Below are 22,219 nucleotides of genomic sequence, written 5' to 3' on the forward strand. Positions count from 1 at the left end.
GACATGGACGCATCAAACGAACAGGAGTGTGAAGCGATGCGCGCAGCTGTGTATTACGGCCCGAACAAGGTGGAGATCGCCGACGTGCCCGAACCGACCCCCGGCGCGGGTGAGGTGAAGGTGAAGGTCGGGTTCAACGGGATCTGCGGGACAGATCTGCACGAGTATTACGCGGGACCGATCTTCATCCCCACCGAGCCGCATCCGCTGACGCATCAGCAGTTGCCGCTGGTGCTGGGCCACGAGTTCTCGGGCACTGTCACCGAGGTCGGCAAGGGTGTGACGGGCACGAGCGTCGGCGATCGCGTCGCAATCGAACCGCTGTATCGCTGCGGGCACTGCGGGCCGTGCCGCGCCGGCAACTACAACATCTGCCAGCAGATCGGGTTCCACGGCCTGATGTCCGACGGCGGCATGGCCGAGTACACCGTCGTCCCGACGAACATGATTCACCAGCTCCCGGAGAACGTTTCGCTGGAACTGGGCGCGCTCGTCGAACCGATGTCGGTGGCCTTCCATGCCGCGACACTGGGGGATCCGAAGCCCGAGGACACCGCGATGGTGTTCGGCGCCGGGCCGATCGGCATCGGTCTGTGGTTCGCCCTTCGAGGTAAGGGACTGGACGACGTCTACGTCGTGGAGCCGTCGCCGACGCGCCGTGCCTCGATCGAAGCGCTCGGCGCGAAGACCCTCGATCCGACGGCGGTCGACATTCCCGCCTACATCGCCGACCGGACCGACGGGCGTGGCGCCGACGCGATCTACGACGCCGCCGGAGTGCAACCTGCCGTCGAGACTGCCCTGGGGTGCATCGGTGCGCGCAAGCCCGTCGTCAGCGTGGCGATCTACGAGAAGCCTTTGACCACACCGCTGCAGAAGCTCGTGATGAACGAATCTCGCATCCAGGGTTCGCTGTGCTACACCTCGGCCGATTACGAGGCCGTCATCGAGCTGATGTCGCAGGGCAAGTACGACACGACCGGCTGGGTGGACAAGATCGGGCTCGAGTCGGTCATCGACGACGGTTTCGAGGCGCTGCACGCGGGCACGAAGATGAAGGTTCTGGTCGATCCGTCCGAAGGAGCAACAGCATGAGCGTCGTACTCGTCACCGGAGCCGGCCAGGGGATCGGCCGCAGCATCGCGCTACGACTCGCTGCCGACGGCCACGACATCGCACTCGTCGACATCAACGACAAGATCGATTCGGTCGCGGAGGAGGTGCGAGAAAAGGGCCGAGCAGCAACGACATTCACCGCAGACGTCAGTGATCGTGCTCAGGTGTTCGCCGCCGTCGAGCACGCCCACAACGAGCTCGGCGGGTTCGATGTGATGATCAACAATGCCGGCATCGCCCAGGTTGCCCCGCTCGATGATGTGCGACCGGAGGATACGAAGAAGATCTGGGCCGTCAACGTCGACGGTGTGTTGTGGGGAATTCAAGCTGCCGCAGCGAAGTTCAAAGCGCTGGAATGCAAGGGCAAGATCGTCAATGCCTCCTCCATCGCCGGTCATGACGGGTTCGCGATGCTCGGCGTCTACAGCGCCACCAAGTTCGCGGTTCGCGCTCTGACGCAGGCGGCGGCCAAGGAATATGCCTCCCATGGCATCACCGTCAACGCTTACTGTCCCGGTGTGGTCGGCACGGACATGTGGGTGACCATCGACAAGCGGTTCGCCGAATTGACCGGTGCTGCCGAGGGCGAAACCTACGACAAGTTCGTCGGCGGGATCGCTCTCGGTCGGGCGCAGACGCCGGAGGATGTGGCGGCGTTCGTGTCGTACCTGGCCGGTCCGGATTCGGACTACATGACTGGTCAGGCACCGCTCATCGACGGTGGCCTGGTGTTCCGCTGACCCACCTTTGCGCTCGTGAAGTGATCTGGAGCACAATTGACTGTGATGACACCGTCGACAGGTCCCGAACCTGCGCTGGCGGCGGGCGAGGACCCGCGCCGCTACGCGCAGATTCTCACTGCCGTGTACGACGCGACGATGACCGGCGGCAAGTCGCCGGCTCGCCCGCGGGAGGTGATCGGGGACTCGTGGCGACGGCTGCAGACCCTCGGTATCGACCCTGAGCAGCGCAGCGTCGCCACGCCGCAGATCGACGTCTCGGACCTCGAGCTCAGCCGTCGGGAATCGGGCCTGTTCGACATCCTCGACGACCTGGCCCACGGGCTCGAATCCGTGGTCCAGGACGGCGACAACATCCTGGTGGTCGCCGACCGGCACGGCCGGGTGCTGTGGCGGAACGGGACGACGTCGGTGCTCGACCGCGCGGACGGGCTGGGTTTCGTCGAAGGCGCGAACTGGGCCGAGGAGTCGGTGGGTACCAACGCCATCGGTACCGCGCTGGTCTCGCGCCGCGCGGTGCAGATCTTCTCGGCGGAACACTATGTGCGAAGCCATCATCCGTGGACCTGCGCGGGAGCGCCCATCAAGGATCCGCGAACCGGGCACGTCATCGGCGCAGTCGATGTCAGTGGCCCCGCGAGTACGGTGCATCCGACCACGCTGGCGCTGGTGGACGCCATCGCTCGTCTCGCGGAATCGCAGTTGCGTGAACAGCATCGACAGAATCTGGACCGATTGCGTTCGGTTGCTGCGCCGATGCTCGCTCGGTTGCGGTCCCCGGCGCTCGCTGTCGACTCGCACGGCTGGGTTGCTGCGGTCGAGTCCGTTGCTCTGCGCAACCGCATCCTTCTCCCTGAGGAACTCGCCTCGGGTCGGTTCTGGTTGCCGACGCTCGGGGTGTGCGATTTCGAGCCGCTACCGGGTGGCTGGTTGGTGCGGCCGACCGACGCTCACGCGGACGCAACCGCGTCGGAGGCGGGCAGCACGACGACCGTGGTGCTCGATCTTCGGCAGCCTCAACGCGCACGAGTGCAGATCCGCAGCGAGGCCGGGGAGTGGACGCACGAGCCCACACCCCGACACGCCGAAATTCTGTATCTGCTCGCGACCAACAGAGCCGGGCGCAGTGCCGCGCAGATGGCAGCGGACCTGTTCGGCGACGACGGCCGGGCCATCACCGTGCGCGCGGAGATGTCGCGGTTGCGCAAACACCTCGCCGGTATCGTGCTGACACAGCCGTACCGATTCGACGAATCGGCGCACGTTCAGCTTCTGCTCCCCGACGATCCGAGCCGTCTGTTGCCGCATTCCACGGCGCCGGCGGTGCGTCGCACGTTGACACACACGTGATGTGCTGGTGCATACTGCACAGCGAACACAAGCACACCAGTCACAGGGGGAAGCCGGTCGAAATCCGGCGCTGACCCGCAACGGTGGGTTGCCTCGTCGCGAGGCAGCGAGCCCGATTACCCAGCGACTGCGTGAGCGGCACCTATTCGTCGTGGTCTACGAATCGGCAGCCCCGCGCGTGGCGATTCGTGCTGCGTGTGTCGGCTCTCATTTTCGTGGCTCTGAGCTCCAAGTGAGGTTCTCGTGTCACGCTCCACCCTTACCCTGAACGCCGCCGTCTTTCTCGCGGCGGTGTCGCTCGTCGGTTGTTCCCGCGGCGACGCGGTCGAGATGGCAGCCGCAGCGGCGCCGTTCGACGACACCGTCGAGGTCACCAACTGCGACACCGTCCAGCAATTCGACGCCCCGCCGCAGCGCATCATCTCCATGAACGACCACGTCACCGAGGTCCTCATCGAGATGGGCGTCGCCGACCGCATCGTCGGCATGGGATACCAGGACGCAACTCCGACGCCGGAGACGTCCGAGGAGTTCGCGCGTATTCAGGGCCTCGCCGACGAGTATCCGACGCGCGAACAGATCCTCGATCTCGACCCCGACCTGGTTGTCGGCGGCATGCGCAGCGCATTCGAGGCCAAGGAGGGACGTTCACGAGACTCGTTCACCGAAATCGGGATTCCGACCTTCCTGTTCTCGGAGTACTGCGGGTCCGGTCTCGCGGATATCGGCATGCTCGAGACCGACTACACCCAACTCGGTGACATCCTCGGCGTCCCGGACGCCGCACGTGAGGTCACCGACGGTGTCGTGAACGAGCTGGCCGCGCTTCGCGAGGACCTCGACGGCGTCTCCCCGACGCCCACCTTCTTCTACGACTCCGGCGAGGCCGCACCGATGACGATCGGCGGCGTCGGCGTGGGCCAGTTGATCGCCGACCAGGCCGGAGCGGCCAATATCTTCCCCGAGGGCGAACGCCCCTACCTGGACACCACCTGGGAGGTGGTGGGCGAGCGGGCCCCGCAGGCCATCGTCGTACTCGACTACGGAGACACCACCGCGCAGGGCAAGATCGACTTTCTGAAGAACCAGCCGATCATGGCGACGACCCCGGCGGTGCGCGAGGACAACTTCATCGTCGTGCCCCTCGACGACTTCTTCGAGAGTCCCCGGCTGGTCACCAGTGCCGAGACCATCGCGAAGGCGCTGCATCCGGACCGTTTCCAGTGACAGCCGTCGCCGAGAAGCAGTCCTCCGGAGCGAAGCCGTCGACGGGTCGACGCTCGCGCATCGGCTTCGGTCTCATTCTTGTACTCCTGACGGCGGCCCTGCTGATGGCCATTGCGGCAGCAGTGTCCTTCGGGTCGGTGCGCATTCCGGTCGGCGACGTGTGGGCCATCGTCATCCACCGACTGGCGCCAGGAGCATTCGAATCCTGGTGGACAGAGGCTCGGGCGGTCATCGTCGTCGATTCACGCCTGCCGCGGTCGCTGACCGCAGCTGTCGTCGGGGCCTCGCTCGCATTGGCGGGAGGGGTCGCCCAGGCGGTCACCCGAAACCCGCTCGCCGACCCGTACCTGCTCGGTGTGTCCTCGGGTGCCGGGTTCGGTGTGGTGCTCGTGATGACGCTCGGTATCGGCGCGGGTGCGCTCGGCGTGTTCACCGTGCCGGCGGCGGCATTCGTCGGTGCGATGATTCCGCTGTTCCTCGCGCTGGCCATCGGCGGCAGATATCCGCAGTCGACGGCCATCATTCTCGTCGGCGTCGCGTTGAGCAGTGTTTTCACGGCGCTGATCACGTTCACGTTGCTGGTCTTCGCCGACGAACGGAGCCTCAGTGGCGTGTTGCACTGGCTCGCTGGAGGATTCGGTGACGCGCGGTGGTCGACCCTGCCGTTTCCTTTGCTCGCGCTGATCGTCATCGGAATCGTCATTCTCGTCAGCGCACCCAAGATGGATCTGCTCACCACCGGCGACGACGGAGCTGCAGCCCTCGGCCTCGATGTCCGACGATTCCGCATCGTGCAACTACTCGCCATCTCCATGCTCGCCGGTGCGGCCGTATCCGTCAGCGGCGGAATCGGATTCGTCGGCCTGCTGGTGCCGCACCTGGCGGGATATATCGTGGGTACGCGAGCGATCCGGTTGCTTCCGGTGGCGGCGCTGCTCGGTGCGATCGCATTGGTCGGCGCGGACACCCTGGCACGCTCGGTTGCGCAGAGCACCGAGGTGCCGGTCGGAGTGGTGACGGCCCTCGTCGGTGCGCCGATCTTCGTCTTCATGCTCTACCGCCGTTACGCGAGGGAGATGCGATGAGCCTGCTCGTACACAACGTCAGCGCGACTCTCGGATCGCGAGAGGTGTTGCACAGCATCGGGTTCGAGGTTCGCCCCGGGGAGGTGCTCGGGCTCGTCGGCCCCAACGGATCGGGCAAGACCACCGCCCTGCGGTGTTGTTACCGGGCACTGACGCCCGCGAGTGGGTCGGTGCTCGTCGACGGCGTCGATGCGCACGGGATGAAGCGAGCCGAGCTGGCGCGGATCGTCGGCGTCGGGACACAGGAACCGGCGGCGTCGGTCGGCCTGACCGTCCGCGAATCCGTGGCCCTCGGGCGGGTACCGCACCGGGGCTGGTTCGATCGCCCGAGCGCCTCCGACGAGGACATCGTCACCTCCTGCCTGCGCCGGGTCGATCTTCTCGACCTGGCCGGACGCGATGTCGGCGCCCTGTCCGGTGGGGAGCGGCAACGCGTGTCCATCGCACGAGCATTGGCGCAGCAACCCCGCATCCTGCTGCTCGACGAACCGACCAACCACCTCGACCTCCGGCAGCAACTGGTCGTCATGAACGCAGTCCGCGATCTCGCCGCGGACGGGCTCGCTGTCGTCGTCACTGTGCACGATCTGCGCCTGGCGGTGGAGTACTGCACCTCCCTCGCCGTGATCGCCGACGGCTCGGTGGTGGCCTCGGGTGCAACCGCCGAGGTACTGACAGACGAACTACTGGCCGAGGTGTTCGGTATCCGCGCCACGGTCCGCACCCGTCCGCGTCCGACCATCGACATTCACGGACTGGCATGACCGTCTACGAACTTGCCGCGGCGCGGGTGCCAGGGCTGGGAGAGTACCTCGACGGCCCGTTCGATCTGCCGGCGTCGGTGATGTGCGATCGGCAGTGGCTGGCCGATCGAGTGGCAGACACCGGTCGGCGGTGGACCTGCACGGACGACCGCGTCAACGGGACGTTGTGGTGGTACTCGGCCAGTTCGACGCTGGCGTACATCGCCGTCGCCACCGCGATGGTGACGGGGGAGGCCGCCGATCCGGGCGTCGAGAACGCGTCGTGCTTCCTGCGCCCGGATGGTTACCTCGGCGGCGTCCGGAGTGAGCGCGTGATCGCTGTGGACCGCCTGCCGGCCGCGTTGGCAAGCACCTTCGGTGGCGTCGTCGACGCGTTGTCTGCCGTTTCGGGGGCCCGACGGCAGTCGCTGTGGGCGATCGCGACGGACTCCATCGCCAACCGCAGCCTCGACGTCGGCGCTGCGCTCGGTGACAGGGCGTTGGGCAGCGAATTCGGGGCGTGGCTGGTGCGGGAGATGGCCTCCCCGATGCCGAGACCGCGGTTCGTCGAGGTCGGGGGCCGCACGTTCACCCAGCGGTGCTCGTGCTGCCTGCTGTACCTCACCGGCGGTGCCGACAAGTGTGTGAGTTGCCCGCGCCGAACCCCGGCTGATCGCTTGCGTGGGCTCGAGGCAGCCGCGCGCTACTAGCCTGTGTAGTAGTGGACTAAGGTGTCTTCATGACTTCCGGGCCCGACGCTCCCACGCGCATGCGTGGTGCATTCGTCGGCGCCGTGTCCGGGTCTTTGTCCATCGCCGCCCACGGAATGGGTGGCGGAACCATGGTGCCGAGTGAATCGGCGCTCGTTCTTCTCGTGGTGGTCAGTGCCGCCCTCGGCGGCCTGGTGTCCCTGTTCGGGGCACGCGTTCCTCTGGTCGCGGTGCTTGCTCTGGGCCAGTTGGTCGGGCACACGGTTCTGTCGATCGCGAGCGAGCACCATCATGCCTCCGCTCTGACACCGTCGATGCTGGCCGCGCACGCTGCCGCGACCGCGCTGTGTGCGTTGCTCGTCCGCGGCGCAGTGCTCGGCTGCACCCACGCAGTGTCGGTTCTCCGACGCATCCTGCCGGTCCTTGCCGTGGTGCTGCCGGTGCAGGAGCGACCGCGCCTCGTCACGGTCGACTATCGACCCGATGTCATTCTGCGACTGTTGGTGTCCTGGGGACCAGGAACACGCGGGCCTCCCGTACCGGCCTGAGCTGTCCGCTTCACCCCACTCGTATTTCCTGATACCCGTGGGGCTTCCCCCTGCGCCTGAGCGGCGCCACCACCTCATTTCGAGACGAATCGAGTTCTCGTATGTCCATACAAGGCACAGTTGTGCCCGAAACCGGGCAGGCGCCCGAACACTCGCCGCCCGAACCGTCACTGATGATGAGACTCCACTTCTACGCCGGGATTCTCATCGCACCGTTCGTCCTCGTCGCCGCCGTCAGCGGCGGCCTCTACGCCCTCGCGCCGACCGCCGAGGACATCGTCTATTCCGATCTGCTGCACACTGATTCGACCGGACCGACAGCGTCGGTGGCCGAACAGGTCGACGCGGCAACACTGGTTCGACCCGACCTGGCGCTACAGGCGGTTCGACCCGCAGCAGAGCCAGGCGAGACCACCCGCGTGATGTTCACCGACCCGACTCTCGGCGAATCGGAACGTCGAGCGGTCTTCGTCGATCCCGTGACGGCCGAATCCGTCGGCGAATCCGTCGTCTACGGCAGTAGCGGTGCACTACCGATGCGGACCTGGATCAGCCAACTCCATCGTCACCTTCATCTCGGCGAACCGGGCAGGATCTACAGCGAGCTCGCGGCATCGTGGCTGTGGATCGTCGCGCTCGGGGGCGTCGTGCTGTGGGTGCGGCGATACCGAAACCGCGGCGGTCCACTGCTCACCGTCGACCGATCGCTGACGGGCCGGGCGCGTACCCGCAACTGGCACGGCGCCGTCGGAATCTGGATCGCTGTGGGGTTGGTCTTCCTGTCGGCGACCGGATTGACGTGGTCGAAATACGCCGGCGAGAACATCGGCGATCTTCGTACGTCGCTGAGCTGGACCACACCGAAAGTCGACTCCTCGCTCACCGGAAGTGCCGCATCGATGTCTGGCGACCACGCCGGACACGACACATCGGCGGCGCCGATGGTCACCGGTGACGCTGCGAGCGCGGGAGCCGCTCGCCTGGATGCGGTGCTCGGCTCGGCGCGTGCCGAGGGGATCGACGGCGCTGTCGAGGTGACGATCCCAGCGGATGCGAGCACGGCATTCGTCGTCACGGAAACCCGCCAGCCCTGGGTGTTGTCGACCAGCTCCGTCGCCATCGACGGGGCCACCAACCAAGTGGTGGACACCAACTGGTTCGAGGACTGGCCGCTGGCGGCGAAGCTGACCATGTGGGGCATCGCGCTGCACATGGGCATTCTGTTCGGTCTCGCCAGCCAACTCGCATTGGCCTTGTTGGCGCTCGCGCTCGTCACCGTAGTCGTCCGCGGCTACCTGATGTGGTGGCAGCGTCGGCCGTTCTCGGCCACCCCTGCGCGCGGGGGCGTCCGGCGCCAACCGATCCGGGTGATCGTGGCGCTGGTAACAGGGGCCGCCATCGTCGGCTGGTTCGTGCCCCTGCTCGGGGTCAGCCTGCTGGCCTTCCTTCTGATCGACGCCGTCATCGGACTGCGGCAATCCACACCAACTCACACATCGGAGACAGTATGAAAATCTTCAGAACAGCCCTCTTGGTAGCATTTTCCGCAGTTGCGCTGGCCGGTTGCGGCGCGGACGAAGCGCCCAGTGAAGCGCCAAGTGAAGCGGACTCGGTCACCGTCTCCGACGGCTGGATCAAGTCGGTCGATACGGGCATGACAGCGGGGTTCGCCGAGATTCGCAACGACGGCGCGGAGCAGGTCCGTGTGGTGTCCGCCTCCACGCCTGTGGCGCCGATGATGGAACTACACGAAGTGGTCCCCAGCGCAGACGGTTCGATGAAGATGCAACCGAAGGAAGGCGGCTTCACCGTGGCCGCGGACGACACCACGGTGCTCGCCCCCGGTGGCGATCACCTCATGCTGATGAACGTCACGGACCCGTTGACGCCGGGCACCGACACCGAAATCACCCTGACCTTCGAGGACGGGTCGAGCACCACCTTCACCGCGCAGGTCCGCGATTTCGCCGGCGCACAGGAAAACTACAGTGGCTGACAAGCCGCACCAGGGTCGCTCGGGTATCAGCCGGCGACGTCTCCTCAAAGGAGGCGTCGCCGCCCTCGGCGCCGGTGGTGCAGTGATCGGTGCCGGTGGACTCGCGTACGGGTTGGCCGCAGAGCCTGGTGAAGCCGTATTCGGTAGCGAGACAATACCGTTCCACGGAGATCATCAGGCCGGGATCTCCACCGCGGCGCAGGCACACGGCACGTTCGTGGCGCTGAATCTGCTCGACGGGATCGAACGAGGCCAGCTGATCTCGCTACTGAAGCTGTGGACCACCGACGCTGCCCGGCTGACGCAGGGCCTTCCCGCGTTGGCCGACACCGAACCCGAACTGGCGGTGATACCAGCGAATCTCACTGTCACCGTGGGGTTGGGGCCGGGTGCGTTCGCCGCCGCGGGCGTGCCGTCGCCGGTGCAACCATTGCCGGCCTTCGGCATCGACCAGCTCCAAACACGCTGGAACGACGGTGATCTGCTGCTACAGATATGTGCCGACGATCCTGTTTCCGTCTCGCATGCGGTGCGCGTGCTGACCAAGAACGTTCGGTCGATGGCATCGGTGAAGTGGGTGCAGCGCGGGTTCCGATCCTCGCGGGGCGCTCACCCGTCGGGAACCACCATGCGGAACTTGATGGGGCAGGTCGACGGCACCGTCAATCCGGATCCCGCGGTGGATTTCGATGACCTGGTGTGGAATTCGGACGGCGGATCGACGCTGGTGCTGCGCCGAATCGCGATCGAGATGGACACCTGGGATGTATTGGATCGTGGTGGGAAAGAGTTCACGATGGGCCGAAAGCTCGATACGGGCGCACCGCTCACCGGCGAATTCGAACACGACGAGACGGACTTCGAGGCTACCGACAAGTTCGGGATTCCCATCATTCCGCCGGGTTCGCACATCGCACGGGCGCGTGCCATGCATGCCGGTGAGCGGTTCTTGCGTCGGGCGTACAACTACGACGACCCGCCTGCGGACGGTGCGACCAGTAACTCGGGCCTGATCTTCGCGGCGTACCAGCGGGACATCGAGAGCCAGTTCCTTCCCGTCCAGCAGCGCCTCGACGAGCACGACGCGCTCAACGAGTGGACGACGCCGATCGGTTCCTCGGTGTTCGCCTTGCCGCGCGGCGTCACCGAGGGTGGTTGGCTCGGGGAGGAGCTGATTCAGCCAACCGGATAGCCGACCGGATATCCACTGGTGATCGCGATGCGGTTCCATCCGTTGATCACCACCGCCAGCCATGTCACCGCAGCAATCTGCTGCTCTGACAAGGCTGCCGGTATGTGGGTGTCAGGAGTCGGCGAGGTGTGTTCGTTTGCGATGCGGGTGATTCGCTCGGCGAGGACCAGCGCAGCCTGTTCCTGATCGGTGAAGTACTGCGACTCCCACCATGCAGGCAGCACCGCGAGGCGATCGACACTCTCACCGGCAGCCACGGCGTCGCGTGTGTGCATACGCAGGCAATGCGCGCAACCGTTGAGCTGTGAGACGCGTATCTTCACCAGCTCGACCAGAATGTGTGGCAGCCCAGCGGCTTCGGCGGCCTCGGCGGCGCGTTTGTCGAGCGCCACCTGGGCCTCGTAGGCGCTGGGGAACTGCTTGGTGACGTTCACGTGCGGCAACATGTGTGTCCTTTCTTCGCGGCACCGGTTTCGGTGCCGTCACCCGAGTGGACGAAACGGCTCACGATTGTGTGACAGGTAGGCACGTAGTGTGGATCGGGTGAAACTTTCGACCGTCGTGTTGGCGAGTGTGGTGCTCGGCAGCGTTGTCTCCTGCTCGTCTCCGACGCCCACAGAACCAGCTGCTCCGCCGCCGCCAAATCAGGTGAACGTAGTGGACCGCTCGTACTCGCCGTCCGAGCTCACGGTCAGCGTGGGAGATACCGTCACCTGGGTGTTCGACGACGGCGGGATGGCGCACGATGTCGTGGCCGACGACAAGTCGTTCAGAAGCCCCCTGTTGAAGTCCGGAACCTTCTCGTACACCTTCGACGAACCGGGCACGTTCTCCTACCACTGCACCCCGCACCCGGATATGACCGGAAGCGTCACCGTCGTTCCGTAGGGGTTGTAGACCTCTGTCCAGATGGCCGAGATGCTCGGAACCAATCAGGGTGCGGTGTCGCGGATCGAGGCGCGTGACGATCTCCTGTTGTCGACGCTGCGGCAGTACCTCGCCGCCACCGGTGCTGTACACCCGAAGATCGTCGTCGAGAAAGACGGTGTCGAAATCGCTCTCGACCTCGACGCATTCGCTTGAGCCGTTCTAGCGGCCTACATACGCCCAGCGCGACGCTGACGTCGAAGTTGTCAGACCTGGTGTAGAAGGACAAGCCAACCGATATCGGTGACGAGCGGAACCGTCGCGCCGGTGCACTGCACCGATTGCAGCAGTCCCTCGCCCATGAAGCTCAGGTCGTGCAGGAAGCCGCTGTCGCGACGGAAGCTGCTGCTACGACGGCAATCTGGCTGGGTGCCAGTCTCGCCGACCTCGCCCTGGTCACCGGCAAAACCCGTCAGGCAGCTCGAAAGCGGTGGCCGTCGCTGGGGGAGGTGTACCGCCGGCGGCTGTGGCTCGGAAACCACGTCGACGAGATCCGGAGGGCGGTGCACGTCGTTCTCGAGAATCAGGCGGAGATCGACGTCGACAGCGAGGTACTCGACGAATTACGGGCGCGCGAAGCGGAGGTCGCTCAACAGTTCGACGAGGCCGCCGTCGGTGACGCTGCCGACCCTGCACACCGATGGCACTCTTTGGACCGTCTGGTGAACGTGGCGCTCCGGGGGCTGACCAACACCGCACGCACCACCGGGGAGCAAGGCGAGTTCGCGATCCACGGCGCCGCAGGAGTTGTCGGCTTCTACGATCACGCGATCGGCGACGGGCGGAGTTCATGATGCTCTGACACCATGACCGGCATGAGAAACGCGTTGCGTCCGGCCTCGTTCACCGCCGGAACCCTCACGCTGCTCGGCACCTTGTATTTCGCGCAGGGTGTTCCCTTCGGGTTCTTCACCCAGGCGTTGCCGGTGGTGCTGCGCGAATCCGGATACTCGCTGGTCCAGATCAGCGCGGCGGGCGTGCTCTTTCTTCCCTGGGGATTGAAATTTCTGTGGGCACCGTACGTCGACCGATACGGAACCCGCAGGCGGTGGCTGTTGACGCTGCAATCCGCAGCAGCTGCGATCGCGTTGGCGTTGTCGTTTCTCGACCTGTCCTCGACGCTGCAGTGGTTGTTCCTCGGTATCTTCGTGATGAATGCGGTCTCTGCGACTCAGGACATCGCCACCGACGGGATGGCGGTGCGCACGCTGTCGGTGGCGCAACGCGGACTGGGCAACGGGCTTCAAGTCGGTGCCTACCGCATCGGGATGGTGTGTGGCGGTGGCGTGTTGCTGTGGCTGTTCAGCTTTGCCGGTTGGCGGGCATTGTTCGTCGCGATGGCGGCGCTGCTGCTGATCGCAACCATCCCGGTCTGGTTGATGCGCGGGCAACTGAGCGCCGCCGACGCCGCAGGCGAGCAAGACGCTGACGCCGCAGGTGAACGAGATGAGGTCGACGCACCCGCACGTCTTGCGATCACGTGGTGGTATCGCCTGCGTAGACCCGGCATGTTCGCCTTCATCGCGTTGATCATCGGCTTCAAATTCGGTAATTCGATGGGCTCGGCGCTGGTCGGACCGTTCCTCTCGGACAGCGGCCTGACGCTCGGCCAGATCGCATTGGTGGAGGGCGGAGTGTCCTCGGTCGCCGCCCTGGGTGGTGCCGCACTGGGCGCCTGGTTGTCCTTCCGATACGGACGGCGGAACGCTCTGCTGGTGGGTGGCGTCAGCCAGACCCTGAGCCTCGGGCTCTACGTGGCTGCGTCAATGGGTATCGGCGGCTTCCCGTTGCTGGTCACCGCCAACATCACCGAGCACGTTCTCGGCGGCGCGGCGACGGTCGCGGTATTCGCTCTGATGATGGATGCATCCGAAAAACGCTTCGCAGGAAGCGATTACACGCTCATTGCGTGTGCGGTCGTGTTCGCCCAGGGTGCAGCCGGACTTGCAGCCGGGGTGGTAGGGGATCTGTTCGGCTACACAGCGATGTTCGGCTCGGCGCTGGTGCTGTCCGGGATCGGGTGCGCAGCGCTCATCGTCGCCCTCGACCGAGGGGTCGGGCCGAGCGGGCTACGCGAGGTGATTGCTACGCGCAGAACGGACCGCCGCCGACGACACCCGACAATCGGTCACTGAGCCACTGGGAGTATTGAGGGAAGACCAGTTGCGAGGGACCCAGGTGACTGATTCCGCTGCCCTCGACGATCGACGGCGCATCCTGTGATTCGAATCGAACCGTTCCGCCAGCACGGCACCACTGCCCCGCGAGATCGGCTACTTGTCCGTAGTCGACAATGTCGTCTGTTCGGACCGAATGAAGTAGCACTGGTCCGCTCGGTGCCCTCGTGCCGATTCTGTTCTCTTCCAGCACTGTCTGTGCTTCTGGAATCGAGCTCAGCAGTTCCGACAGCGGACGCCCGCTCACGGTGTAATTTCCGGTACTTTTCAACCCGTAAGTCAGGGCAGTTCGAACTGTGCATTGTTCGGCGACATCGGCAAGCATCTCCTTTCCGACATCATTGGTTTGCGCGTCGATGATCGGTCCAAGCTCTGGATTGCTTTCCCGAAAGCCGTTCAGTGCGTATCCGATAGCGCCACTGAGTATCGAACCGTCGATCCGATCGAGGGTTCGGGCAAGGTCGGCCGGAACTGCTCCCGCGTAGGTTCCCGCGATCGTCAATTCAGGAGCATAGCTGCTGGCCAGCTCCGCTGCGGATGCGACGGCGCCACCGCCCTGCGAGTAGCCCCACAGCCCGACGGGAGTGCTTCGGTCGGCCGACGGTCGAAGGCTCAGGGCAGCGCGCACCGAGTCCAGTACCGCGGTTCCCTGATCGACGCGGTTGACGTAGGTGTGGACTCCAGCTGTCCCGAGACCGGTGTAGTCGGTCATGACCACGTCGAAGCCGCGCGAGAGGAAGTTCACGATCAAGGGAATTTCCACTTGAAACAGTCCAGTTGGTGCATTGGCGTTGAACGGCTCGGCCATCGTCTTGGATGGGGCGCATTGATCGCCCTGACCCTGTGTTCCGGGTGCCAAAGCGACAATCGGTCGTGGCGTCGGGCTGGTCCACGGAGCATTCGAACTGAACAGTGAACCGGAGCTCGCGGCAATCGAATCGTCGGACTTTGTGCTCGTGTACAGGATTCGCTCGTACGGGAGAGCAGTGGGAAGGGCCGCTGCGGCTACGGCTGTCGGTTCGTGACGGAGCAGGACGCCCGGCCGGGTCTCGGTGGTGAGCGTTGGCCCCACGTAGAACTCGTCGCCGATCGGATGTGGACTTGCACCCGCCATTCCAACTGTGAGGTACGCCAACACAGCTGAGGTCACGATGACGGAAGTGGCGATCCGGCGGAAATGCCGACGGGGAACTGCGGAGAATCTGCTCATGTCCAGGAATACCAGCATCTTTCAGGCGATGTGCACAGGGCGGCGCGGCAGTCACGCCCGTCGACTACGCCGACAAGCAGCTTCCGCATCGATTCGAGATTACCTCCACCCTCTATAGTTATAGAGGGTCTGAGATTGCATCTGTCACAAGTCACCAAACTACGAGCGGCATTGAGGAGGAAACCCGTGGACGCTCGACGTGCCTCTATCGCCGACGCCGCGATCGACGTCCTCGGCACAGACGGCTCGCGTGGACTCACCCACCACGCGGTCGATGATCGAGCTGGATTGGCACGTGGGTCGACTTCGTACTATTGCCGAACCCGTCAACAGCTCATCGCCCTCGCTGCTGCCAGGTTGGTCGAGATCGAGTTCGCGGAAGTAGCCGCCCTACCGGCGGGGCAGCCGAGTCCAGCGGACGATGCTGTCGACGCACTCTCCGCGCTTCTGGTGTCGTGGCTCGGCCCGTCCGGCATCGTGCACAGCAAGGCCCGACTCGAACTCTTCCTGTTGGCCGCACGCGACGACGAACTTTCGTCGACCATGAAGGCGTTTCGGGCCAAGTTCGTCGTGCAAGCCACTGCCCGATTGGGCGGCGACTCCCCAGAACAGCTCGGGGAGCTGATAGTCGCTTTGTTCGATGGATTGGTGCTCGCCCAATGTTCCTTCGAGAGAACGCCGATGACTCGAGACCACGCAAACAACCTGTTGGCTCCCTTGCGTACGATGCTCCGTCTTCACCGACCGCCACGAAGCTCGACGAACTGACTTGGCTTGCCGCCGGATTCGGCGCGCCATCGGTGTCTCGCTCAACCCGTGAGGTACTCCGGTATCGGCGTTCCGTCGAGCCCGAGTGCCACGGCGGCACGAGCAGTGACCGGCCCGACGAGGTTCCCCGTCCCGTTGTAGCCGCCGAAAGCGATGACACCGTCGTCGACTTCCGTGCACAGGGGCTTGCCGTCACCAGTGAACCCGACGGACGCCGCCCAGCGCGCATTCACCGAAACTGGCTCGCCTGCCATCGATTCGGCGACCTCGGTGATGTAGTCCTGAACCGGTGCGGTCGGATCGCTCGAGAAGGTCCATTCTTCCTCGGCGAACCGATCGCGGCCACCGCCGACGAACAGGCGCCCCGCCGCATCCTGCTGGGCGTAGTCGTAACCCCACCGCCCGTACACCGGGCAGGGCAGCCGCTGCGCCGCGATCGGCGCGGTGGCCAGCATCTGCAGCCGTGCCGTGCGGACCCTGCCGTCGAGCTGGGGGAGTACCCGCTCGAGCCTGCCGTCGATCGCGACGAGAACCAGATCGCAGCGGATCGTTCCCGACGGGGTGGTGACGGATCTGCTCCCGATGGTCGACACCGGTGTGTGCTCGTACAGTGCCGCTCGTCCCTGCAGAGTCGAGGCCAGACCCAGTGCGCGACGAGCCGGATTCATGACCGCGTCGTCGGGCAGGAAGATTCCATGCCCCAGCTCGCCAGAGTATTCCTCGACTGCAATACCGTTCTCGCGTAAGCACTGTGCGAGCGCTGCGCAGTCTTGCGCGTCGGCGACGTCCGGCGGCGCGCCAGGCAGGCCCGCCAGCCTGATCGACCCGGTCCGACGGATGACATCCGAACCGAGAACTAGGTGAAGCGAGTCGATTTCGTCCAGGGTCGCGCGGTAGAGATCGACCGCGCACTGGCCCCACGCGGCGAGGGCGTCATGCAGAAACGTCGCCGGTCCGCCGAGCAAGAACCCGCCGTTTCGCCCAGCGGCCCCCGCGGCGATGCGGCCCGCGTCGATACCGACGACGTCATGCCCCCGGTCGACGAGTTCGCTGATAGCCGCCAGCCCCGAACCACCCAGCCCGACGACGCACACATCGGTGCTGACGTCGGTGTCCAGCTGCGGTAGACCCGGCCATTCGGCGACGACGGGATCATCGTCCCAGGCGGGTCGCGAGCGGTCGGTACCAAGCATTGCTCGATGCTAACGAAATGGGCTTACACCTTCAGATGTCGTCGCTCCGAATGGTCCGACGACGCACAGCGACGAGTTCGAGCTCCGGGCGTGATGCCGCGACACGCTCGAGTCGGTCGAGCACATCGATGACATGCGCCTGATCACCGGCGACGACCGATGCGCCGATCTCGGCCCGTCGGTGCAGGTCGTGATGCCCGGTCTCCGCAACCGAGACCGCGAATTTCCGGGCCATCTCCGCCACCACAGGTCTGATACGTGAGCGCTTCTCCTTGAGGGAATGCACGTCACCGAGAAGAAAATCGAACTCTATCCAACCGATCCACATAGAAGCGCAATGCTACTCGGCGGCGCAACACCGCCCGCCGCGCTTAGGCTGGTTGTATGACCGCCCCGTCCACGTCGACCCGCCGCGCCCTCGCCGGACCGGCGTCCGTCGCGGCTGTGGCTGTTACCGCGGCGGCGATGCTGTACGTCCGGGATCCACGAACGTCCTCGTACCTGCCGTGTCCGATTCACGCAGCGACCGGGCTGTGGTGTCCGGGCTGCGGCTCGACGCGGGCATTCGGCGCCCTCGTGCACGGCGACATCGCGTCGGCGCTGTCGTCGAATGCACTAACCGTGGTGCTCGGCGTCATCGGCGTCGTGATCTGGGCGGTATGGGCCATCGCGCGCGTGCGCGGCCGGTCCCTGTCATTGCGTCGGCCCTCGGCGGCGGTCTTCGCTGCGGGAGTGCTGGTCGTGCTGGCGTTCACCGTGTGGCGAAACATTCCGGCGGGCAGCTGGCTCGCACCGTGACAAATCAAGGAGCAGCGTCGTGTTGTTGGAAATATTCTCGGTAGTGGTACTGATCGGGGCGCTCGTCGTGCTCATCCCGACGGCGCGTCGCGTGTTCAAGAAGGGTGACGACGAGTGAGCGGGTCCCCGGACGCCTGATTTCAGGCGAGTTTGCGGCGAATGCGCTGGTGTAAAAGCCGCACGAAACGTGGTGTTTGAACGCACTGCCTTAAAACTCGCATCAGTGGTGCGGGTTTATTACCGTGGTGGACATGCAACTGACTCGCTTCAGCGATCTGGCCCTGAGGGCGATGATGTTGCTGTCCGCCGTCGGCCCTGACGGACCACGGGTGACCACCGGTGCGATCGCCGTCAAAGTGAACGCATCGGAGCATCATGTGGCCAAGGCGGTCACGCGACTGGTCGAACTGGGGTGCGTGCGAGCCCAACGCGGCCGCACCGGTGGCATTTTTCTCACCGACACCGGGCGGTCGATTCCGGTCGGCCGTTTGATCCGTCTGCTCGAAGGGGATCGCGAGGTAGTCGACTGCGCAGGCGAGCATCCGTGCCCGCTCATCGCAGGATGTCGACTTCGCCGCGCACTGGCGGCCGCCAAAGAAGCGTTCTATCGGGAACTCGACGAGTACACGATCGACGAGCTGGCCGCGTCGCCGACGATCCCTCTCACCATCATTTCCGCACCTACACCCTGACCCGGGCAGCGTTCTCGGATCGGCAATTCGTCCATCGGAAGGAACACCCATGTCCACATCCAGCCCACTCGCGGTCGATCGAGGACTCGATCCCGCCCACGCGGATGTCATTCGCGCCACGTTGCCGCTCGTCGGAGCGAACATCGACACCATCACAACCAACTTCTATGCCCGTATGTTCGAGGCCCGTCCGGAGCTACTGCGAAACCTGTTCAACAGGGGAAACCAGGCGCAGGGAGCTCAGCAACGAGCGCTGGCAGCATCGATAGCAACGTATGCCGCACACCTGGTCGACCCGCAGTTGCCGCACCCGGAACAGTTGCTCTCCCGGATCGGACACAAGCATGCGTCCCTCGGGATCACCGCCGACCAGTACTCGATCGTGCACGAACACCTCTTCGCTGCGATCGTCGAGGTACTCGGGGCCGAGACCGTCACTGCTGATGTAGCCGAAGCGTGGGATCGCGTCTACTGGTCGATGGCCGACACACTCATCGACCTCGAACGCCGGCTGTACGAGGAGTCCGGTGTCGAAGCGGGGCAGGTGTTTCACCGTGCCACGGTCACGAAGCGGGTCGACGATCCATCCGGTGCAGTGGTCATCAGCGTGGCCGGACCCTGGGCCGCGGCGAGTAGCCGGCAACCGGGTCAGTACGTGTCGGTCGGGGTGACCCTGCCCGACGGCGCGCGACAGATCCGGCAATACAGCCTGATCACGGACGGCGACGCCGAGGAACTGACCTTCGCGGTCAAACCGGTTGCCGCTTCCGGTGGCTGCCCAGCGGGCGAGGTGTCGAGTTGGATCGAGATGTGTCTGCGACCGGGCGACGTCATCGACGTCAGCTTGCCGTTCGGTGATCTCCCGACCGACGAAATCGGTTCGGGGCCCGTTGTGTTGATCTCGGCTGGTATCGGAATCACCCCGATGAACGGGATTCTCGAGCACCTCCGTGGGCGGGCGGCACGGTGCGAGGTGCTCGTTCTCCACGCGGATCGCTCGCCTGCGACTCATCCGCTCAGAGAGCGTCAACGGCAGCTGGTGGACGGTTTGCCCGGTGCTGCTCTCGAAGTCTGGTACTCCGAGCCGGAGGATACGCAGGGCGCCAGGCACGGGCTGATGGATCTCACAGGTGTCGAACTCCCGCTGCACGCATCGTTCTACGTTTGTGGAAGCAATGGTTTCGTTCAGGCGGTGCGGACCCAACTCGCAGACCAGGGAGTGGACCCGGCCCGGGTGCACTGCGAGCTCTTCGCGCCGGACGAATGGGTGCTCGGCTGACGGATATCGACCGGATCGATCAACTAAGTTGGGTTCGAGCACGGTTGTTCGAGCAAGCCGAGGAAGGAGCACGACGAGTGAGCGATTCACTGAAGGCGCGTGTGCGCGCAAAGCTTCTCGATCAGCTTGCAGCTGACGGCGGTACGGACGCCGAAATCGCTGAGGGCGACGATCCCAGAATCAATGCGATCAGCGACGACCTCGCCGCTCTCGACGATGCGGACGAGGACGATCCGCTGATCGACCAGCTGGCGACGCGGTACTGGGTGCCCTAGCGCCGGTCGGCCCGGCTCAGCCGGCCCGGCTCAATCGGCATGGACGCGGCTGCGTGGGGGACCGGTGGGGGCGCATCGGCCGCCGGTCCTCACAGCGGCAAGGGACCAACCCGCGCCGACGACGGACAAGGCCAATACCACTCCAATTGCGATCATGGTTCCTACAATGGACTGCATTCAGTCGATAAAGTGCAGTCCAGTGTGCGAAAGTGGCATGTATGGACTCGTTCGATGCCACTGCGATCACGGCGCCTGAATTGGCGGCCCGGATCAACCCGTCGACGCTGCGGAAAAGGTCCGGTGGTCCGCTCTACCTCGAAATCGCGGACGAGTTGCGTCGATTGATCGAGAGCGGTGAAGTGTCCGCGCTGACCCGGCTGCCAGCCGAGCGGGCCCTGTCCATCAGCCTCGACGTCTCTCGCGTCACCGTCGCCTCCGCGTATCGATATCTCCGCGAGAACGGTCTGATCAGTGCGCAGCGAGGCTCGGGAACGTTTGTCTCGCCGACGGGGCCGACGGCATCGTGGGGTTCGCTCGCCGGTGACCGAGACAGTGCGACGCTGGAGTTCGTCAACGCCGCGCCGTCGGCCTCTCCTCTGTTGGTCGGGGCGTACGAGTCGGCAGCAGAGAACGTTCGTGGTCGACTCGGCACCGGCGGCTACACCCCACTCGGCCTGCCTGATCTGCGCGAATCGATCGCCGCGTACTACCGCGATCGCGGGGTGCCGACAGTCATGGACAACATCCTGGTCACCGCGGGCGCGACCGATGCCATCCATGCGGTGCTGGCGACTTTCGTCGAACCTGGTGCTCGGGTGCTGGTGGAGCACCCGACATATCCGGGTGTCGTCGAAGTCGTGCAGTCACTAGGGGGTAGGTGCATTCCGGTGCCGATCGACCCCGACGACGCCGACGAGTTCGTGGCGGCAGCCGATCGAGCCGCACGCCAGAGCGCACCGACGCTGGCCTACTTCATGCCCGATTTCTCCAATCCGTCAGGATCGCGACTGCCGCTTCAGCCTCGCCGCCAACTATCGGCGACGATGCATCGACACGCGGTCCTGACGATCGTCGACGAAGTGGCAGCCGATCTCTGTCTCGATGGATCGCCCCCGATCGAGCCATTCGGTACTGCGACACCGGATGTGGCGACGGTGACGATCGGGTCGACGAGCAAGACGGTGTGGGGTGGGTTGAGAGTCGGGTGGGTGCGTGCGGAGGCGTCGCTGCTGGCACAGGTCGCCGCAACGTATGCGCGACGCCAACTTTCGGTGTCGGTCTTCGATCAACTGGCCGTGACGGAGTTGCTCGGGCACTACGACGAGGTTCGGCGGCGTCGCACGGACGAGTTGACGATGGCCCGCGACCATGTCGTCGCCGCAGTACGTGATCGTCTGCCGGGCTGGGGCTTTCGGATCCCCGGTGGCGGGTTGGCCCTGTGGTGCAGTCTTCCCGAGGGGATGCGGTCGAGTGAACTCGTCGTCGAAGCGCAGTCGCGGGGGTTGCTGTTGGCGCCTGGGCCTCGATTCGGTACGGGCTATTCCTTCGACGATCACCAGCGGATTCCGTACACGCGATCGCTCGCCGACATCACCGCTGCAGTCGACATTCTCGCGGGACTGGACCGGCCGGTGGTGTCGACACCGCACGTCTCGTCGACGCGGCCTGCGGTGGTGGTGTGAATACGCGAGATATTGTTCTGCTGGTGAGTGTTCTGTTCGGAGACAGTAGGTGAAAGGAACCACGTGATGTCGGTTGAACTGCCTGGTCCGGTCCGTGCCGCCATCGATGCCGTGAATGCGAATGACTTTTCCGCGTTTTCGGCCTCGTTCACATCCGACGGCGTCGTCGACGACTGGGGGCGTGAATTTCGCGGCGCCGACATTCGGTCCTGGAGTGACGCCGAGTTCATCGGCAAGAATGCCACGCTGGCAGTGGACAGTGTCGAAGTAGTCGGTGCCGACGTGACGGTGATCGTACAGGTAGGTGGCGACGGATTCAACGGGCCGAGCACCTTCATCTTCACCGTCGACGGGGACCTCGTGAGTGCAATGAAGATCCGAGCTTAGCCCCAATACCGTTTACTTAGAATGACAAGGGTGTTATTCTTGAGTCATGCCGCGTGTGGGATGGGTGAAACCGGATGATTCTCAGCGGTTGACGGACCATATTTCGTTGGGTGTGTTGACGCGG

Annotated in this window: 26 protein-coding genes and 1 riboswitch; of the genes, 22 read left to right on the forward strand and 4 right to left on the reverse strand. The window is 64.9% G+C overall.

The features are described 5' to 3' along the window. Window positions 1-36: 36 nt before the first annotated feature. The 11 genes from KVY23_RS18580 to KVY23_RS18630 all read left to right on the forward strand — a co-directional run bounded on the left by KVY23_RS18580 (window position 37) and on the right by KVY23_RS18630 (window position 10,707). The gene (locus KVY23_RS18580; protein WP_075840265.1) at window positions 37-1,095 is read left to right on the forward strand and encodes a 2,3-butanediol dehydrogenase; all 1,059 of its coding nucleotides are present in this window, start codon (window positions 37-39) and stop codon (window positions 1,093-1,095) included. Beyond that, on the forward strand, window positions 1,092-1,856 hold the full coding sequence (locus tag KVY23_RS18585; protein ID WP_230557756.1) for an acetoin reductase: 765 nt from the start codon (window positions 1,092-1,094) through the stop codon (window positions 1,854-1,856). Before KVY23_RS18580 ends, KVY23_RS18585 begins: the two co-directional genes overlap by 4 nt. Before the next feature lie 45 nt (window positions 1,857-1,901). After that, window positions 1,902-3,206, forward strand: a complete 1,305-nt coding sequence (locus KVY23_RS18590) for a GAF domain-containing protein (RefSeq protein ID WP_230557757.1) — start codon at window positions 1,902-1,904, stop codon at window positions 3,204-3,206. After that, window positions 3,198-3,349: riboswitch (cobalamin riboswitch) on the forward strand. It overlaps the preceding gene by 9 nt. 100 nt (window positions 3,350-3,449) lie before the next feature. Further along, window positions 3,450-4,433: an ABC transporter substrate-binding protein gene (locus KVY23_RS18595; protein ID WP_230557758.1), complete on the forward strand. Its 984-nt coding sequence runs from the start codon at window positions 3,450-3,452 to the stop codon at window positions 4,431-4,433. A gap of 104 nt (window positions 4,434-4,537) precedes the next feature. Further along, entirely contained in the window at window positions 4,538-5,518 is a 981-nt protein-coding gene (locus tag KVY23_RS18600) for an iron ABC transporter permease (RefSeq protein ID WP_083667391.1), read from the forward strand. Next, window positions 5,515-6,282, forward strand: coding sequence for an ABC transporter ATP-binding protein (locus KVY23_RS18605; protein ID WP_075838003.1), 768 nt, complete (start codon window positions 5,515-5,517; stop codon window positions 6,280-6,282). The genes KVY23_RS18600 and KVY23_RS18605 overlap by 4 nt, the downstream gene beginning before the upstream one ends. Beyond that, a complete protein-coding gene (locus tag KVY23_RS18610) occupies window positions 6,279-6,971 on the forward strand; it encodes a (2Fe-2S)-binding protein (protein ID WP_230557759.1) in 693 nt (230 codons plus the stop codon). Before KVY23_RS18605 ends, KVY23_RS18610 begins: the two co-directional genes overlap by 4 nt. Window positions 6,972-7,000: 29 nt before the next feature. After that, on the forward strand, window positions 7,001-7,519 hold the full coding sequence (locus tag KVY23_RS18615; RefSeq protein ID WP_230557760.1) for a hypothetical protein: 519 nt from the start codon (window positions 7,001-7,003) through the stop codon (window positions 7,517-7,519). 101 nt (window positions 7,520-7,620) lie between these two features. Beyond that, a complete protein-coding gene (locus KVY23_RS18620; RefSeq protein WP_374108741.1) occupies window positions 7,621-9,030 on the forward strand; it encodes a PepSY-associated TM helix domain-containing protein in 1,410 nt (469 codons plus the stop codon). Beyond that, the gene (locus tag KVY23_RS18625) at window positions 9,027-9,515 is read left to right on the forward strand and encodes a copper chaperone PCu(A)C (protein WP_230557761.1); all 489 of its coding nucleotides are present in this window, start codon (window positions 9,027-9,029) and stop codon (window positions 9,513-9,515) included. Before KVY23_RS18620 ends, KVY23_RS18625 begins: the two co-directional genes overlap by 4 nt. Further along, window positions 9,508-10,707 carry a Dyp-type peroxidase gene (locus KVY23_RS18630; RefSeq protein WP_075838001.1) on the forward strand — a complete coding sequence of 400 codons (1,200 nt, stop codon included), beginning with the start codon at window positions 9,508-9,510 and terminating at the stop codon, window positions 10,705-10,707. Before KVY23_RS18625 ends, KVY23_RS18630 begins: the two co-directional genes overlap by 8 nt. On the opposite strand, the gene KVY23_RS18635 is transcribed toward KVY23_RS18630, so the two are convergent. Next, window positions 10,692-11,153: a carboxymuconolactone decarboxylase family protein gene (locus KVY23_RS18635; protein ID WP_075838000.1), complete on the reverse strand. Its 462-nt coding sequence runs from the start codon at window positions 11,151-11,153 to the stop codon at window positions 10,692-10,694. The two genes, KVY23_RS18630 and KVY23_RS18635, sit on opposite strands and share 16 nt — an antisense overlap. A 97-nt stretch (window positions 11,154-11,250) precedes the next feature. Between KVY23_RS18635 and KVY23_RS18640 the strand changes: the two genes are divergently transcribed. The 4 genes from KVY23_RS18640 to KVY23_RS18655 all read left to right on the forward strand — a co-directional run bounded on the left by KVY23_RS18640 (window position 11,251) and on the right by KVY23_RS18655 (window position 13,769). Further along, window positions 11,251-11,595, forward strand: a complete 345-nt coding sequence (locus tag KVY23_RS18640) for a plastocyanin/azurin family copper-binding protein (protein ID WP_374108742.1) — start codon at window positions 11,251-11,253, stop codon at window positions 11,593-11,595. A 21-nt stretch (window positions 11,596-11,616) separates the two neighbouring features. Next, on the forward strand, window positions 11,617-11,790 hold the full coding sequence (locus tag KVY23_RS18645; RefSeq protein WP_308071101.1) for a hypothetical protein: 174 nt from the start codon (window positions 11,617-11,619) through the stop codon (window positions 11,788-11,790). 125 nt (window positions 11,791-11,915) lie between these two features. Then, window positions 11,916-12,428, forward strand: coding sequence for a hypothetical protein (locus tag KVY23_RS18650; RefSeq protein ID WP_230557762.1), 513 nt, complete (start codon window positions 11,916-11,918; stop codon window positions 12,426-12,428). Window positions 12,429-12,449: 21 nt separating this feature from the next. After that, window positions 12,450-13,769, forward strand: coding sequence for an MFS transporter (locus tag KVY23_RS18655; RefSeq protein WP_374108744.1), 1,320 nt, complete (start codon window positions 12,450-12,452; stop codon window positions 13,767-13,769). On the opposite strand, the gene KVY23_RS18660 is transcribed toward KVY23_RS18655, so the two are convergent. Then, on the reverse strand, window positions 13,720-15,039 hold the full coding sequence (locus KVY23_RS18660; RefSeq protein WP_230557764.1) for a lipase family protein: 1,320 nt from the start codon (window positions 15,037-15,039) through the stop codon (window positions 13,720-13,722). The genes KVY23_RS18655 and KVY23_RS18660 overlap by 50 nt on opposite strands. Before the next feature lie 168 nt (window positions 15,040-15,207). Here KVY23_RS18660 and KVY23_RS18665 point away from each other — a divergent pair, with 168 nt between their 5' ends. Beyond that, window positions 15,208-15,789 (forward strand): TetR/AcrR family transcriptional regulator, encoded by a 582-nt coding sequence (locus tag KVY23_RS18665; RefSeq protein ID WP_206509083.1) that lies wholly within the window; start codon window positions 15,208-15,210, stop codon window positions 15,787-15,789. Between the two features lie 41 nt (window positions 15,790-15,830). Here the strand turns inward: KVY23_RS18665 and KVY23_RS18670 are convergent, their stop codons facing one another. Together KVY23_RS18670 and KVY23_RS18675 are read right to left on the reverse strand one after the other, a co-directional pair. After that, window positions 15,831-16,982, reverse strand: a complete 1,152-nt coding sequence (locus KVY23_RS18670) for an FAD-binding oxidoreductase (protein ID WP_230557765.1) — start codon at window positions 16,980-16,982, stop codon at window positions 15,831-15,833. Between the two features lie 31 nt (window positions 16,983-17,013). Then, window positions 17,014-17,310, reverse strand: coding sequence for a DUF503 domain-containing protein (locus tag KVY23_RS18675; RefSeq protein ID WP_075837995.1), 297 nt, complete (start codon window positions 17,308-17,310; stop codon window positions 17,014-17,016). Between the two features lie 56 nt (window positions 17,311-17,366). On the opposite strand from KVY23_RS18675, the gene KVY23_RS18680 reads away from it, so the two are divergent. From KVY23_RS18680 to KVY23_RS18705, 6 genes are all read left to right on the forward strand, one after another. Beyond that, window positions 17,367-17,780 carry a DUF2752 domain-containing protein gene (locus KVY23_RS18680; protein ID WP_230557766.1) on the forward strand — a complete coding sequence of 138 codons (414 nt, stop codon included), beginning with the start codon at window positions 17,367-17,369 and terminating at the stop codon, window positions 17,778-17,780. Window positions 17,781-18,031: 251 nt separating this feature from the next. Beyond that, a complete protein-coding gene (locus KVY23_RS18685; protein WP_075838040.1) occupies window positions 18,032-18,472 on the forward strand; it encodes an Rrf2 family transcriptional regulator in 441 nt (146 codons plus the stop codon). A gap of 49 nt (window positions 18,473-18,521) precedes the next feature. Further along, complete coding sequence (locus tag KVY23_RS18690) at window positions 18,522-19,751, forward strand: globin domain-containing protein (RefSeq protein ID WP_230557767.1); 1,230 nt, start codon at window positions 18,522-18,524, stop codon at window positions 19,749-19,751. 77 nt (window positions 19,752-19,828) lie between these two features. Then, a complete protein-coding gene (locus KVY23_RS18695; protein ID WP_075838039.1) occupies window positions 19,829-20,026 on the forward strand; it encodes a hypothetical protein in 198 nt (65 codons plus the stop codon). A gap of 218 nt (window positions 20,027-20,244) precedes the next feature. Continuing rightward, window positions 20,245-21,708: a PLP-dependent aminotransferase family protein gene (locus KVY23_RS18700; RefSeq protein ID WP_230557768.1), complete on the forward strand. Its 1,464-nt coding sequence runs from the start codon at window positions 20,245-20,247 to the stop codon at window positions 21,706-21,708. Window positions 21,709-21,774: 66 nt separating this feature from the next. Further along, on the forward strand, window positions 21,775-22,095 hold the full coding sequence (locus KVY23_RS18705; RefSeq protein ID WP_230557769.1) for a nuclear transport factor 2 family protein: 321 nt from the start codon (window positions 21,775-21,777) through the stop codon (window positions 22,093-22,095). The last annotated feature ends 124 nt before the right edge of the window (window positions 22,096-22,219 follow it).

The sequence above is a fragment of the Rhodococcus sp. I2R genome (assembly GCF_020889545.1).
GTDB lineage: Bacteria > Actinomycetota > Actinomycetes > Mycobacteriales > Mycobacteriaceae > Rhodococcoides.